At 60.4% G+C, this 15045-nt stretch carries 14 protein-coding genes; 7 read left to right on the plus strand and 7 right to left on the minus strand.

All coding sequences use genetic code 11. The annotated features are described in order from the left end of the window. Positions 1 to 5 precede the first annotated feature (5 nt). On the plus strand, positions 6 to 935 hold the full coding sequence (gene dmeF, locus CQ009_RS22240; RefSeq protein WP_064390589.1) for a CDF family Co(II)/Ni(II) efflux transporter DmeF: 930 nt from the start codon (positions 6 to 8) through the stop codon (positions 933 to 935). On the opposite strand, the gene CQ009_RS22245 is transcribed toward dmeF, so the two are convergent. Beyond that, on the minus strand, positions 932 to 2035 hold the full coding sequence (locus tag CQ009_RS22245; protein ID WP_105708740.1) for a cytochrome P450: 1104 nt from the start codon (positions 2033 to 2035) through the stop codon (positions 932 to 934). The genes dmeF and CQ009_RS22245 overlap by 4 nt on opposite strands. A gap of 78 nt (positions 2036 to 2113) precedes the next feature. Here CQ009_RS22245 and CQ009_RS22250 point away from each other — a divergent pair, with 78 nt between their 5' ends. The 3 genes from CQ009_RS22250 to CQ009_RS22260 all read left to right on the plus strand — a co-directional run bounded on the left by CQ009_RS22250 (position 2114) and on the right by CQ009_RS22260 (position 5079). Further along, positions 2114 to 2875, plus strand: a complete 762-nt coding sequence (locus CQ009_RS22250) for a helix-turn-helix transcriptional regulator (protein ID WP_105708741.1) — start codon at positions 2114 to 2116, stop codon at positions 2873 to 2875. A gap of 162 nt (positions 2876 to 3037) precedes the next feature. Continuing rightward, the gene (locus CQ009_RS22255; RefSeq protein WP_064390586.1) at positions 3038 to 4258 is read left to right on the plus strand and encodes a putative DNA modification/repair radical SAM protein; all 1221 of its coding nucleotides are present in this window, start codon (positions 3038 to 3040) and stop codon (positions 4256 to 4258) included. Further along, on the plus strand, positions 4255 to 5079 hold the full coding sequence (locus CQ009_RS22260) for a TIGR03915 family putative DNA repair protein (RefSeq protein WP_105708742.1): 825 nt from the start codon (positions 4255 to 4257) through the stop codon (positions 5077 to 5079). Before CQ009_RS22255 ends, CQ009_RS22260 begins: the two co-directional genes overlap by 4 nt. A gap of 284 nt (positions 5080 to 5363) precedes the next feature. Here CQ009_RS22260 and CQ009_RS22265 read toward each other — a convergent pair whose 3' ends face one another. The 5 genes from CQ009_RS22265 to CQ009_RS22290 all read right to left on the minus strand — a co-directional run bounded on the left by CQ009_RS22265 (position 5364) and on the right by CQ009_RS22290 (position 11574). Then, positions 5364 to 6383, minus strand: a complete 1020-nt coding sequence (locus tag CQ009_RS22265) for a branched-chain amino acid aminotransferase (protein WP_008086978.1) — start codon at positions 6381 to 6383, stop codon at positions 5364 to 5366. 245 nt (positions 6384 to 6628) lie between these two features. Then, complete coding sequence (gene lpdA, locus CQ009_RS22275) at positions 6629 to 8002, minus strand: dihydrolipoyl dehydrogenase (protein WP_105708743.1); 1374 nt, start codon at positions 8000 to 8002, stop codon at positions 6629 to 6631. Positions 8003 to 8006: 4 nt separating this feature from the next. After that, positions 8007 to 9278, minus strand: coding sequence for a dihydrolipoamide acetyltransferase family protein (locus CQ009_RS22280; protein WP_105708744.1), 1272 nt, complete (start codon positions 9276 to 9278; stop codon positions 8007 to 8009). Then, complete coding sequence (locus tag CQ009_RS22285; RefSeq protein WP_064390582.1) at positions 9279 to 10337, minus strand: alpha-ketoacid dehydrogenase subunit beta; 1059 nt, start codon at positions 10335 to 10337, stop codon at positions 9279 to 9281. It abuts the gene before it with no gap. Position 10338: 1 nt separating this feature from the next. Continuing rightward, on the minus strand, positions 10339 to 11574 hold the full coding sequence (locus CQ009_RS22290; RefSeq protein WP_105708745.1) for a 3-methyl-2-oxobutanoate dehydrogenase (2-methylpropanoyl-transferring) subunit alpha: 1236 nt from the start codon (positions 11572 to 11574) through the stop codon (positions 10339 to 10341). A gap of 185 nt (positions 11575 to 11759) precedes the next feature. Between CQ009_RS22290 and bkdR the strand changes: the two genes are divergently transcribed. Beyond that, on the plus strand, positions 11760 to 12248 hold the full coding sequence (gene bkdR / locus CQ009_RS22295; protein WP_008059350.1) for a Bkd operon transcriptional regulator BkdR: 489 nt from the start codon (positions 11760 to 11762) through the stop codon (positions 12246 to 12248). An 87-nt stretch (positions 12249 to 12335) separates the two neighbouring features. Here bkdR and CQ009_RS22300 read toward each other — a convergent pair whose 3' ends face one another. After that, the gene (locus CQ009_RS22300; RefSeq protein ID WP_064390579.1) at positions 12336 to 13199 is read right to left on the minus strand and encodes an MBL fold metallo-hydrolase; all 864 of its coding nucleotides are present in this window, start codon (positions 13197 to 13199) and stop codon (positions 12336 to 12338) included. Between the two features lie 91 nt (positions 13200 to 13290). On the opposite strand from CQ009_RS22300, the gene CQ009_RS22305 reads away from it, so the two are divergent. Both CQ009_RS22305 and CQ009_RS22315 read left to right on the plus strand, forming a co-directional pair. Then, positions 13291 to 13632, plus strand: coding sequence for a helix-turn-helix transcriptional regulator (locus CQ009_RS22305; protein ID WP_016775194.1), 342 nt, complete (start codon positions 13291 to 13293; stop codon positions 13630 to 13632). A gap of 168 nt (positions 13633 to 13800) precedes the next feature. Beyond that, the gene (locus CQ009_RS22315; RefSeq protein ID WP_105708746.1) at positions 13801 to 15045 is read left to right on the plus strand and encodes an FAD/NAD(P)-binding oxidoreductase; all 1245 of its coding nucleotides are present in this window, start codon (positions 13801 to 13803) and stop codon (positions 15043 to 15045) included.

Here is a 15045-nt window from a genome sequence, read left to right on the forward strand (position 1 = left end):
ACATCATGACTCTGACTCCGAAAGCTGAACACTTCAGTCACGACCACCAGTTTCTCGGCGCTTCTCACGATGAAAATGGCCGCCGCACCTTGTGGGTCGTCGTGCTGACATTCGTGATGATGATTGCCGAGATCGCCGCCGGTTACGTCACCGGTTCGATGGCGCTGCTGGCCGACGGTTTCCACATGGCCACCCACGCTGGCGCGTTGGGCATTGCCGCGGCGGCGTACGGCTTCGCCCGGCGCAACGCCCACAACCGCCGCTACAGTTTCGGCACCGGCAAGGTCGGCGATCTGGCCGGTTTTGCCTCGGCGATGATTTTGGGGCTGGTCTCGTTGGGCATTGCCGGTGAGTCCGTTTTGCGTTTGTTCCAGCCCACCACGGTGGCGTTTGGCGAGGCTACGGTGATCGCGATTGTGGGCCTGGCGGTGAACCTGATCAGTGCCTTCCTGCTGATGGGGCCTCACGGTCATGACCACGGCCACGCGCATGCTCATGGCCACGATCATCATCACCATCACGACAACAACCTGCGTTCGGCCTACGTCCATGTACTGGCCGATGCCTTGACCTCGGTGCTGGCGATTGCCGCGTTGCTGGCCGGGCGTTATCTGGGTTGGGTGTGGCTGGACCCGGTGATGGGGATTGTCGGTGCCATCGTCATTGCCAAGTGGGCGTACAACCTGATGCGCGACAGTGCTGCGGTGTTGCTCGACGCCACCGATGAGCCGGTGGCTGCAGAGATTCGCCAGCTGCTGGAATCCTCCAACGACGTGCGCATCAGCGACCTGCACGTCTGGCAAGTCGGCCCGCAGGCGCGGGCGGCGATCGTCAGTGTGGTCGCGGCAGCGGATGTCACGGCGCAAGCGATTCGCGAGCGGTTGGCGCCAGTGCATGAGCTGGCGCATCTGACCATCGAGCTGCGTAACGCTTAAGCCGTGGCTTCGCTGAACATCGGGATGCGCCCGTTGAGAGACGGGCGGTACTGCCAGTGCAGCCGGTTCGGGTCGACGCCGTGAGCGAGGAGTTCGCTGACCGTCGCACTGGCGATACTCATCGCCAGCAACTGCCCCGGGCAGTGATGCCGGCCACTGCCAAAACTGAAACTGCGCCGATTCGTGCGCTCCAGCAAAAACGCGTCGGGCTGTTGATTGAGCGCCGGATCGCGATTGGCCGAGGCCAGCAGCACCAGAATCACATCTCCAGCCTCGACCCGAACGCCATCAATCTCACAAGCCTGAGCCACAAACCGTCGGGTGTTTTGCACTGGCGGGTCGAAACGCTGCACTTCGGCCAACAACGCCTGCGTCGGTGCGTCGCGCAACTCAGGTTGCCGTCGCAACGCCAGCAGCGCGTTGCCGATCAATCCCGCAGTGGCTTCATGAGTCTGTGAACAAAGTCCGATCAGATTGGCAATCAACGTTTCTTCGGCGCCCTCAAATCGCTGCTTGATCGCCGACAGCAACGCGCTATCCGCTTGCGCCAGCAACTCGATGAAATAATCGCGCAACCGCTCCGCCGCCGAATGTGCGGCCATCAGCTGCAGGTCATTGCTCAATGGCGACAGGCAGGTGACGAAGTCGGCGGTCAGCTCACTGACGGCTCGACCCTGTGCCGGGGTGAAGCCGAGTAGCGCCGCAACCACGCACACCGGGCCGCGAAACATGGCTTTATACAGGCCGTCGGTGTTTACAGTGATCAGTCGCGCGGCTACCAATGCTCGTACTTGGGCCTCATCAATCAACTCAAGCGCAGGCTCGATCGCCGAACGCGGGCAGCGCTGACGCTCGCCATCATTCATCCGCATCAATTGCCCGAACACCTCGCCCGCCATGCCCGAAGCAATCGCCGTGGGCACCGGTTCCTGCGCCGGACGCACCCGGCAATCGGTATGCGTCAGCACCGCACACACCGCCCGGGCACTGCTGGCGACCCATAGTCTCAGTTCGTGATGAAACGTGAATCCGCCCTGAGCACGCAGTCCGGCGTAATAAAGATAGGGGTCGGCATGAGTCGCAGCGCTGATCGGGTCCATGGTTCGCAGCCTTGTCGTCGGGAAAGTGATGCGAGTATCGTCAGTGCTCAACGGTGATGATTCGTCGGGGAGCGAAATATGCACGCAGAACATCAAGACATCGGCGTCTCGCAGGTGGCTGCCGCCATCGCGGAGCCGGCGCGAACGAAAATCCTCTGCTCGCTGATGGACGGCCACGCGCGCACCAGCACCGAGTTGGCGGCCATCGCCGAAGTCAGCGCGTCTACCGCCAGCGCGCACCTGGCCAAGCTCAAGGATCTGGCGTTGGTGCGCCTGCACGTGCAGGGTCGTCATCGTTATTACAGCCTGGCCGACCAACGCGTGGCCCAGGCGCTGGAAGCGTTGATGGTGATCGGCCAGAGCGCCACACCGACTTTCAAACCGCACACGCCGGATCGCCTGCAATTCGCCCGCACGTGCTACGACCACATGGCGGGGACGCTGGCGGTGTTGCTGCATGACCGTTTGCTCGAGGCGGGGTGGCTGGACGAGTCGGACGAGCAAGCGTATTGCTTGAGCGACAGTGGCGCGGCGTTGTTCGAAGGCTTGGGCATTGAAGTGCAGGATTTGACTACGTTGCGGCGCAAGTTTGCCTGCCCGTGCCTGGACTGGAGCATGCGCCGCCCGCATCTCGGCGGGTCGTTGGGGGCGGCGCTGTTGCAAACCGCATTGAAGCGCAAGTGGCTGACGCAGGATCTGGACAGTCGGGCGTTGGCGTTGACGGTGGTGGGGCGCAGGGAAATCGCCGTGCGGTTTGGCGTTGAGTTGGCGAATGAAAATGGCCAGATCAAAAGATCGCAGTCTGCGGCAGCTCCTACAGGGCGGGTGTACACCCGATGAAAATCGGGTGCATCCGATAAATCCCGATCCCGAATCTACGTAGGAGCTGCGGGACGCTGCGATCTTTTGATCTTCGCTCTAAGCCGACGAGGGGTCGTGCCCAACCTTGTGCCCACGTTCGCGACGCTATACTGTATATCCAAACAGTAAAGAGCCCGCGCCATGCAAATCATCGACAAGCTGAGCATCCTCGCCGACGCCGCCAAGTACGACGCGTCCTGTGCGAGTAGTGGCGCGCCCAAGCGCAGCTCCGAGGGCAAGAGCGGGCTGGGCTCGACCGATGGCATGGGCATCTGCCACAGCTACACGCCCGACGGACGTTGCGTGTCGTTGTTGAAAATTCTGCTGACCAATTTCTGCCTTTACGATTGCCAATACTGCGTCAATCGCCGCTCCAGCGACGTACCGCGGGCCCGCTTCACACCCGAAGAGGTGGTGACGCTGACCCTGGACTTCTACCGGCGCAACTGTGTCAGCGGGCTGTTCCTCAGCTCCGGGATCATCCGCTCGGCGGACTACACCATGGAGCAACTGGTGCGGGTGGCGAAGCTGTTGCGCGAAGAACATGAGTTTCGCGGCTACATCCATCTCAAGACCATTCCCGACGCCGACCCTGCACTGATTGAGGAGGCGGGGCGCTACGCCGATCGTCTGAGCGTGAACATCGAACTGCCCACCGATGCCAGTTTGCAAACCCTGGCTCCGGAGAAAGACATCGCTTCGATCAAGCAAGCGATGAACACAATTTACACCGGTGTGCAGACCGTTTTGAACGAACCGCGTTCGGCGAAGTTCGCCCCTGCCGGGCAGAGCACGCAACTGATTGTGGGCGCCGATGACACTGACGACAGCACGATCTTGCACAGTGCTCAGTCGTTGTACGGCAACTACCGTTTGCGTCGCGTTTACTATTCGGCCTTCAGTCCGATCCCCGACAGCCCGAAAAGCGTGCCACTGGCCGCGCCGCCGCTGATGCGCGAGCACCGTTTGTACCAGGCCGATTTCCTCCTGCGCAGCTACGGTTACCGTGCCGACGAACTGCTCAAGGGGCCGGGCAATCTGGCCTTGGACATCGACCCGAAACTGGCGTGGGCGTTGCAGAATCGCGAGGTGTTCCCACTGGATCTGAACCGCGCCGAGGCGTCATTGATCGCGCGTATTCCCGGCATTGGTTTGCGCACCACCGAACGTCTGGTCGAGCTGCGCCGACAACGCAAGATCCGCTACGAAGATGTCGCACGCATGCGCTGCGTCCTGGCCAAGGCCAAACCCTTCATCATTACCAGCGACTACCATCCGCAGCAGGCCGAGGTCACCAGCCACTTGCTCTATCAGCAATTACGCGACCGGCCGATGCCGCAACAGATGGGGTTGTGGGGATGATCAATCTCGACTGCGACGATCTGTTCGACACCTGGCGTCAGCAGGCACGCTGGCTGCTCAGCCATGAAGTCGATCCGAGCCTGGTGAGCTGGGCCTCGGAAGGCGTGGGCGATCTGTTTGCCAGTGATGCCCCTGTGCCTGAAGGGCAAGGTCCATTTATGGCGAAGATCCCGCGTGTACTGCTCGAAACGCTGGAGCACGCCGCGCAATACCGTGGTGATCAACGCTGGAGTCTGTTGTACGAAGTGTTGTGGCGCGTCAGCCACGGTGATCGCACGGCAATGATGGCCGGTGACAAGCTGGGCAGCGAGTTGCAGCGGCGAATCAAACAAGTGCGCCGCGAAGCTCATCACCTGCATGCGTTTGTGCGCTTCATTGAACGGCCGAAAAACAGCCAAGGCCCGCAATACGTGGCGTGGTACGAACCGGCTCACGACATCCTGCTCAGCGCCAGCGAGCATTTCGTCGGGCGCATGGGCCAGCATCGCTGGCTGATCGCTACGCCGCGTGACGGGGTTTATTACGATGGCGAACAACTGATCCATCAGCGCCAATGCCCGCTGGAATGGCAGCAACTGGCGCAGAATGTCGACGATCCTCACGGTGATCTGTGGCTGACTTATTACAGCCACATCTTCAATCCGGCGCGGTTGAACGAGAAGGTCATGCAGGGGCATTTGCCGGCGCGGTTCTGGAAAAATCTGCCGGAGGGGGAGTTGATTCCGGGGTTGATTACGCAGGCGCGGATGGGCAAGCAGCAGAATGGGCAGGCGAGCGGGATTGCCAACCGTGCAGGCAAACGGATTGCCTTTAAGAGCTAAAAGCCTACCCTCACCCCAGCCCTCCCGAAACGTCGGACCGCTCATAGGGAGAGGGGGCCGACCGAGGTGTTCTCGCGTACTACATTGACCTGAACGATCAAGTCGAACTCAGGTTTTGAAAAGCACAAAAATCGGCTCCCTTTCCCCCTCGCCCCCCTGGGGGAGAGGGCTGGGGTGAGGGGGGAAGGATCGCCAGCACGCCACACATATCCCGCCAAACGCCACAAAAAAAGCCCCCCACCAATCACTCGGTGGAGGGCTTTTCTACATCAGCAGCCGTCAGATCAAACCTTGACGATCCAGCCCGCTGGCGCTTCGATGTCGCCGGTCTGCACGCCCGTCAGCTCTTTGTAGAGCTTCTGGGTCACTGGGCCGACTTCGGTTTCGCTGTGGAACACGTGCAGATGGTCGTTGTAGCTGATGCCACCGATCGGAGTGATCACTGCCGCAGTACCACAGGCACCGGCTTCCTTGAAGTCCGACAGCTTGTCGATCAGCACGTCGCCTTCAACCACTTCCAGACCCAGACGGGACTTGGCCAGTTCGATCAGCGACAGGCGGGTGATGCCTGGCAGAACCGACGGCGAGTTCGGGGTGATGAACTTGTTGTCGTGGGTGATCCCGAAGAAGTTGGCCGAACCGACTTCTTCGATCTTGGTGTGGGTCATCGGGTCCAGGTAGATCGCGTCGGCGAAGTTGGCTTTCTTGGCTTTCGAACCCGGCATCAGGCTGGCGGCGTAGTTGCCACCGACCTTGGCGGCGCCGGTGCCTTGTGGGGCGGCGCGGTCGTAGCTGGAGATCTGGAAGTTGTGCGGGGTCAGGCCGCCCTTGAAGTAGGCGCCGACCGGGATGCAGAAAATCGAGAAGATGAACTCGGGTGCCGTGCGCACGCCGATGTTGTCACCCACGCCGATCACGAACGGACGCAGATACAGCGCGCCGCCGGTGCCGTACGGCGGAATGAAGCGCTCGTTGGCGCGAACCACGGCTTTGCACGCTTCGATGAACTGCTCGGTGTCGACTGTCGGCATCAGCAGACGCGCGCAGCTGCGTTGCATACGCAGAGCGTTCTGGTCCGGGCGGAACAGGTTGATCGAGCCGTCCTTGCAACGATAGGCCTTCATGCCTTCGAAGCACTGCTGGCCATAGTGAAGGGCAGTCGAGCCTTCGCTGATGTGCAGCACGTTATCTTCGGTCAGGGTGCCTTTGTCCCACTCGCCATCGCGAAAGTACGACAGATAGCGTTTGTCGGTCTTGATGTAGTCAAAACCCAGCTTGTCCCAATTGATGCTTTCGTTACCCATGACACCCTCTATCACTGAACAACCGTCGAAACGGTTCAAGGCTTCTGACGTTTTTTGGATGGGCACAACAATACTTCATTCTTGAGCGGTTTCGCAGCCGGAATTCGCTCCACTGATCGTTCCCACGCTTGATCGTTCCTACGCTCTGCGTGGGAATGCCTCATCGGACGCTCCGCGTTCGGCTTTTGGGACGCAGAGCGTCCCCGGCTGCATTCCCACGCAGAGCTTGGGAACGATCAACGCAGCTACAGGTGCAACGCATGCCCGAGGGCACGCAACGCCGCTTCCTGCACCGCTTCACCCAAAGTCGGATGCGCATGAATGGTGCCGCCGATGTCTTCCAGCCGCGCGCCCATTTCCAGGCTTTGCGCAAACGCCGTCGACAACTCGGAAACCCCAACGCCCACCGCTTGCCAGCCGACAATCACATGGTTATCCCGACGAGCGACCACGCGCACGAAACCGCTTTTCGACTCCAGTGTCATCGCCCGGCCATTGGCCGCAAACGGAAAACTGGAAACAATGCAGTCCAGCCCCGCAGCTTTAGCCTCGTCCGGCGTCTTGCCGACCACCACCAGTTCCGGGTCGGTGAAGCACACGGCAGCAATGGCAGTCGGGTTGAATTCACGGGTTTTGCCGCTGATCAACTCGGCAACCATTTCGCCTTGGGCCATGGCGCGATGGGCCAGCATCGGCTCGCCGCTCAGATCGCCGATGGCGTAGACGTTGCGCATGCTGGTCTGGCAGCGGCTGTCGATCTTGATCGCCGAGCCGTTCATGTCCAGATTCAACGCTTCAAGGTTCCAGCCCTGGGTATTGGGTTTACGACCGACAGCCACCAGCACCTGGTCTGTTTCCAGATTAAGGGTTTCGCCTTCAGGGTCGCGCACCTGCAACATGCCGTCGAAACCCAGCACACTGTGTTTCAAGTACAACTTAACGCCGAGTTGCTTCAACGCGTCATGCACCGGTTGCGTCAGTTCAGCGTCGTAAGCCGGCAGGATACGATCCTGCGCCTCGACCACGCTGACCTCGGCGCCGAGCTTGCGATAAGCAATGCCCAGCTCCAGACCGATGTAACCACCGCCCACCACCACCAGACGTTTTGGCACGGATGTCGGCGCCAACGCTTCGGTGGAGGAGATGACCGGCCCGCCAATCGGCAGGATCGGCAGATTGACGCTGGTCGAACCGGTAGCGAGTACCAGGTGCTCGCACTGGATGCGCGTGTCGCCGACATCCACGGTTTTACCGTCGATGACTTTGGCCCAGCCATTGATGACCTGAACCTTGTTCTTCTTCAGCAACGCCGCGACGCCGGTGGTCAGGCGATCAACGATGCCGTCCTTCCACTCGACGCTTTTAGTGATGTCGAGCGTCGGCGCGGCAACGCTGATGCCCAGCGCCGAATGCTGATTGTGATGCTGAGTCTGGTGAAACTGCTCAGCCACGTGAATCAGCGCTTTCGACGGGATGCAGCCGATGTTCAGGCACGTACCGCCCAGCGATTGGCCTTCCACCAGAATGGTTGGTATGCCCAGTTGCCCGGCGCGGATCGCCGTCACATAACCGCCGGGGCCGCCGCCAATAATCAGCAGCGTGGTGTTCAAAGTCTGCATTGCATCACTCCACAAACAGCGTTGCGGGTTGTTCGATCAAGCCGCGAATGGCCTGGATGAAGAGTGCCGCGTCCATGCCGTCGACCACGCGGTGATCGAACGAGCTGGAGAGGTTCATCATCTTGCGGATCACTACCTGGCCTTTGACGACCATTGGCCGTTCGACGATTTTGTTGACGCCGACAATCGCCACTTCCGGCAGGTTCAGCACCGGCGTGCTGACGATGCCGCCCAGTGCACCGAGGCTGGTCAGGGTGATGGTCGAGCCGGACAGCTCATCGCGACTGGCCTTGCCATTGCGTGCGGCGCTGGCCAAACGGGAAATCTCGGCGGCGCTGTCCCACAGGCTGCGCGCCTCGGCGTGACGCACCACCGGCACCATCAGGCCGACATCGCTTTGCGTGGCGACGCCGACATGCACCGCGCCGAGGCGGGTGATGACTTGGGCTTCGTCGTCGTAACGGGCGTTCATTTGCGGGAAGTCGCGCAGGGCGACGACCAAAGCGCGGACGAGGAACGGCAGCAAGGTCAACTTGCCACGGCTGGCGCCGTGTTTTTCATTCAGATGCGCACGAAGTTCTTCAATCGCGGTAACGTCGATTTCTTCGACATAGCTGAAGTGTGCGGCACGCTGAGTAGCGTCCTGCATGCGCTGGGCGATCTTGCGGCGCATGCCGATCACTTGAATCTGTTCTTCGTCGTTACGCTGGGCGTAAGCGGCGGCGACTGGTGCCGAAGCGTTCGACTGACCTTGCGCCAAGTAGGATTCAAGGTCTTCGTGCAACACACGACCGGCCGGGCCGGAACCGCGCACCAGACGCAACTGAATACCCAGATCCAGCGCATGTTTGCGCACGGCCGGAGAGGCGAGCGGGCGTTCGTCTGCTTCGCGAGCAACCATCGGGCCTTGGCAAACCGCAGCCGGACGCGACGCGGCTGGAGCAGGTTTGCTCTCAACAACGGTTTCAACTTTCGGCGCAACCAGTGCTTCTTTAGCCGGCGCAGGTGCGGCGGACTCTTTCAAATTACCGGCACCTTCAACCTCAATGCTGATCAGCACACTGCCAACCGCCATGACTTCACCCGGCTGACCACCGAGGGCAATCACTTTGCCGTGCACCGGCGAGGGAATATCGACCATCGCCTTGTCGGTCATCACGTCTGCCAGCACCTGATCTTCAACGACCAGATCGCCCACTTTGACGTGCCACTGCGACAGTTCTACTTCTGCGATGCCTTCGCCGATGTCCGGCATCTTGATAACGTGCGTGCCCATTCAGACCTCCATAACCCGTTTCAACGCCGCGCCCACTCGGGACGGCCCTGGGAAATACGCCCACTCTTGCGCGTGCGGGTAGGGGGTGTCCCAACCGGTGACGCGCTCGATCGGCGCTTCCAGGTGATGGAAGCAATGCTCTTGCACCAACGACACCAGTTCGGCGCCGAAACCGCAGGTGCGGGTGGCTTCGTGAACCACCACGCAGCGGCCGGTTTTCTTCACCGACTTGACGATGGTGTCCAGATCCAGCGGCCACAGGCTGCGCAGGTCGATGACTTCAGCGTCGACACCGGATTCTTCGGCAGCGACTTGCGAGACGTACACGGTGGTGCCGTAAGTCAGCACGGTCACGTCCTTGCCCGGCCGGGTGATCGCGGCAACGTCCAGCGGCACGGTGTAGTAACCGTCCGGAACCTGCGCTTGCGGGTGTTTCGACCAAGGCGTTACCGGGCGGTCGTGGTGGCCGTCGAACGGGCCGTTGTACAGGCGTTTCGGCTCAAGAAAGATCACCGGGTCATCGTTTTCGATGGAGGCGATCAGCAGGCCTTTGGCGTCATACGGGTTGGATGGCATCACGGTGCGCAAGCCGCACACCTGAGTGAACATCGCCTCGATGCTCTGGCTGTGGGTCTGGCCGCCGTAGATGCCGCCGCCGCAAGGCATGCGCAGGGTCATCGGTGCGGTGAACTCGCCAGCCGAGCGATAGCGCAGGCGCGCCGCTTCGGAAATGATCTGGTCGGACGCCGGGTAGACGTAGTCGGCGAACTGAATCTCGGCGACCGGACGCAAACCGTAGGCGCCCATGCCGACGGCCACACCGACGATGCCGCTTTCCGAGATTGGTGCGTCGAACACCCGCGAGGTGCCGTACTTGGTCTGCAGGCCTTCGGTGCAACGGAACACGCCGCCGAAATAGCCGACGTCCTGACCGAACACCACCACGTTGTCATCACGCTCAAGCATCACATCCATGGCCGAGCGCAGGGCCTGGATCATGGTCATGGTGGTCGTGGTCATGGCGGTTTCCAACTGAATATTGTTGTTGTGGTCGTTCATGTCAGATCCCCAACTGCTGACGCTGGCGCTTCAAGTGCTCCGGCATCTCTTTGTAGACGTCTTCGAACATGGTCGCGGCGCTTGGAATCTGGCCACCGGCGAGGGTGCCGTACTGTTCGGCCTGTTTCTGCGCGGCAATCACTTCGGCTTCGAGTTCGGCGCTGACGGCGGTGTGTTCTTCCTCCGACCAGTGACCGACCTTGATCAAGTGCTGTTTGAGACGGGCGATCGGGTCGCCGAGCGGGAAGTGGCTCCAATCATCGGCCGGACGATATTTCGACGGATCGTCGGAGGTCGAGTGCGGTCCGGCGCGGTAGGTGACCCATTCGATCATGGTCGGGCCGAGGTTGCGGCGGGCGCGTTCGGCAGCCCAGGCGGATGCCGCGTAAACCGCGTAGAAATCGTTGCCGTCAACGCGCAGCGAAGCGATGCCGCAGCCGACGCCGCGTCCGGCGAAGGTGGTGGCTTCACCACCAGCGATAGCCTGGAAGGTCGAAATCGCCCATTGGTTGTTGACTACGTTGAGGATCACCGGCGCGCGATAAACGTGAGCGAAGGTGAGGGCGGTGTGGAAGTCCGATTCGGCGGTAGCGCCGTCGCCGATCCACGCCGAGGCGATTTTGGTGTCGCCCTTGATCGCCGAGGCCATGCCCCAGCCCACGCCCTGAATGAACTGCGTGGCGAGGTTGCCGGAAATGGTAAAGAAACCGGCGTCCTTGACCGAATACATGATCGGCAACTGACGGCCCTTGAGCGGATCGCGCTCGTTGGACAGCAGTTGGCAGATCAGGTCGACCAACGGCACTTCGCGGGCCATCAGAATGCTTTGCTGACGGTAGGTCGGGAAGCACATGTCGTCGATGTTCAGGGCCAGGGCCTGAGCGCTGCCGATGGCTTCTTCGCCAAGGCTCTGCATGTAGAACGACATTTTCTTCTGACGCTGGGCGACCACCATGCGGTTGTCGTAGATGCGCGTCTTGAGCATGGCGCGCATGCCTTTACGAAGGATCTCGACCGGCACGTTCTCAGCCCATGGGCCGAGGGCGTTGCCCTGATCGTCAAGCACGCGAATCAGCCCACGGGCCAGGTCGGCGGTGTCGGCAGGTTCTACATCGACGGGAGGTTTGCGCACCGTACCGGCATCGGTCAGATGCAGGTAGGTAAAATCGGTTTTGCAGCCTGGACGGCCCGAGGGTTCAGGGACGTGCAGACGCAGCGGTTCATACGCTTGGGTCATGGCTTCTACGCTCGATCTTGTGAATTTCTTGTAGTGAGCTGGCAGTCATTCTTCGGTAGAAGAAATCTTGTCCTACAACAATCATAGGCCCGGGCAAGAAGAATATTTATCTCTGTTTCGTTGCGCTGGAGACGATTTGCAGATAGAAATTCTGCATAAACATAAAAAACAGGTGGTTTTGTCTCATGCGCAAACTGGACCGTACCGATATCGGCATTCTCAACAGCCTTCAGGAGAACGCGCGCATTACCAACGCCGACCTCGCGCGCTCGGTGAATCTGTCGCCGACACCATGCTTCAACCGGGTCAAGGCGATGGAAGAATTGGGGCTGATTCGCGAGCAGGTAACGCTGCTGGATGCCGACCTGCTGGGGCTGCACGTCAACGTGTTCATTCACGTCAGCCTGGAAAAGCAGGTCGAGGAAGCGCTGCAGCATTTCGAGGAAGCCATTTCCGACCGCCCGGAGGTGATGGAGTGCTACCTCATGGCCGGAGACCCGGACTACCTCATCCGGGTCCTGGTACCGACGATTCAGTCGCTCGAACGCTTCATGATGGACTTCCTGACCAAAGTGCCGGGTGTGGCGAACATCCGTTCCAGCTTTGCGCTGAAGCAGGTGAGATACAAAACTGCATTGCCGCTGCCGGCAAACGGTTTGACGTTGGGGACGTGAAGATCAAAAGATCGCAGCCTGCGGCAGCTCCTACATCGGATTCGCATTTCTCCTGTAGGAGCTGCCGCAGGCTGCGATCTTTTGACGTTAAAGCTTGTCGATCGGGATCTTCAAATAAACCACGCCATTGTCCTCAGCCGCCGGCAGGTTCCCAGCCCGTACATTCACCTGAATCGCCGGCAACAATAACGTCGGCATACCCAGCCCGGCATCGCGCTTGGTGCGCATTTCGACGAACGCTGCTTCATCAATCCCGTCATGCACATGAATATTGCTTTTGCGCTGCTCGCCGACCGTGGTCTGGCACTGCGAGGCGCGACTCTCGGGCGGATAATCGTGGCAAACGTAGAGTTTTACGCTGGCGGGGAAGGCCAGCAGTTTGTGGATCGAGGCAAACAGCTGATGGGCATTGCCGCCGGGAAAGTCGCAGCGCGCCGTGCCGACATCGGGCATGAACAGCGTGTCACCGACCAGAATCTGCTCGCCATCGATCAAATAAGCCATGTCCGCCGGGGTGTGGCCGGGGACGTGCAGAGCGGTGGCTTTAAGGTTGCCGATGCGGAACGACTCGTTCGGCGCGAACAGGTGGTCGAACTGCGAGCCGTCGACGCAAAACTCCGGCTCCAGATTGAACAGCGCCTTGAACACGTGCTGCACTTTGCTGATCGATTCACCGATGGCGATCTTGCCACCCAGTTCCCGGCGCAGATAGGGCGCGGCGGACAGGTGATCGGCATGCGCGTGGGTTTCCAGCAACCACTGCACCTGCAGATTGTGTGCGCGAACGAAGGCGATGATCTTGTCGGCCTGGGCGGTGCAGGTACGTCCGGCGGCACCGTCGTAGTCGAGTACCGGATCGACGATTGCACATTGCCCGCCGTCGGCTTCATAGACCACATAGCTGTAGGTCGAGGAGGCGGAGTCGAGGAAAGCTTCAATCTGTGCGGACATGGACACCAACCTGAACATGGAAAATGGGTTGCAACACTTTATCTAAAAACATAATGTTCGCAGCTTAAGTGACCTTGAAGGCATCGTGCAAATGCAATCCAGTCTGACCGAATGTGAAGTCGCGCAACTGCGTGCCTCGGCCTCCAAGGCCTGCGCGCTGCTCAAGGCCTTGGCCAATGAAGATCGCTTGCTGATCCTCTGTCAACTGACCCAGGGCGAACGCAATGTCGGCGAACTGGAGAAAATGACCGGTGTGCGCCAGCCGACCCTGTCTCAGCAACTGGGCATCCTGCGTGATGAAGGGCTGGTCGCGACCCGGCGCGAGGGCAAGTACATTTTCTACGGGCTCGCCAGTCACGAAGTGATTCAAGTGATGAAGACCCTGTCGGGGCTTTATTGCGGTGCCGTCCTCAAAAGCTGGGAACAGCCATAAATGCCAGCCTTCACACCATCCCCCCTGTAGGAGTGAGCCTGCTCGCGATAGCGGTGGGTCAGCCAACATATTTATCGACTGATACACCGCTATCGCGAGCAGGCTCACTCCTACAATGGATTTGTGTGAAGGCTGAGAAATCCTTGCGTGCAGCAAAAGGAACAAGCAATGAACGATCAACACTGGGGCCCATCCATCAGTGCGGACATCGTGGTCATCGGCGGTGGTACGGCCGGCATCGGTTTTGTCGCCAGTCTGCTAAAGCGTGATCCAGGGCTGAGTATCACGGTCATCGAGCCGAGTACTCACCATTACTACCAACCGGCGTGGACGCTGGTCGGCGGTGGCGCCTATGACGTGAAAAACACCGCAAGACCGATGAGCAAGGTCATGCCCCGGCAAGCGAACTGGTTACAAGCGGCGGTCACCGCGATCGACCCGGACCAGCGCCTGCTCACCCTCAACGATCAACGCACCGTCAGCTATCAAAACCTGATCGTCTGCCCCGGCCTGCGTCTGGCCTGGGAGAAAATCGAAGGTTTGCAGGAAAGCCTCGGCCACCACGGCGTCACCTCCAACTACAGCTATCAACACGCGCAATACACTTGGGATCAGGTGCAGAAACTGCGCGGCGGCAAAGCCCTGTTCACCCAGCCGGCGATGCCGATCAAATGCGCCGGCGCGCCGCAAAAGGCGGTGTATCTGTCCTGTGATCACTGGCGCAAAGCCGCTGTGCTGAACAACATCAATGTCGAATTCAATCTGGCCGGCGCCGCGCTGTTTGGGGTGGCGACGTTCGTGCCGCCACTGATGAAGTACATCGAGAAATACAACGCGCAACTGGCGTTCAATTCGAACCTGGTCAAGGTTGACGGCCCGGCGAAAACCGCGTGGTTCGAGATCAAGGATGCCGACGGCAACCTCACTCGCGTGGCGAAAATCTTCGACCTGCTGCACGTGGTGCCACCGCAGGTTTCGCCCGACTTCATCGCGCAAAGTCCGCTGGCCGACGCAGCCGGCTGGTGCGAAGTCAACCCGCACAGCCTGCAACATCCGCGTTATCCCGAGGTGTTCGCACTCGGTGATATCTGCGGTACCAGCAATGCGAAAACCGCCGCAGCGGTGCGCAAACAAGTGGTCGTGGTCGCGGAAAACCTGCTGGCCCTGCGTCAGCAATTACCGCTGCCGCTGAAGTACGACGGCTACGGCTCGTGCCCGCTGACAGTGGAGAAGGGCAAGGTGATCCTCGCCGAGTTCGGTTACGCCGGCAAGTTGCTGCCGACCTTCCCGATGGACCCGACCGTGGCGCGGCGTTCCGCGTGGTTTCTCAAGGCGACGCTGCTGCCGTGGTTCTACTGGAACGGCATGCTCAAAGGCCGCGAGTGGCTGACAGGTCTGTCAAAGGTCGACTGA

The organism is Pseudomonas sp. MYb2 (assembly GCF_002979955.1).
GTDB lineage: Bacteria > Pseudomonadota > Gammaproteobacteria > Pseudomonadales > Pseudomonadaceae > Aquipseudomonas.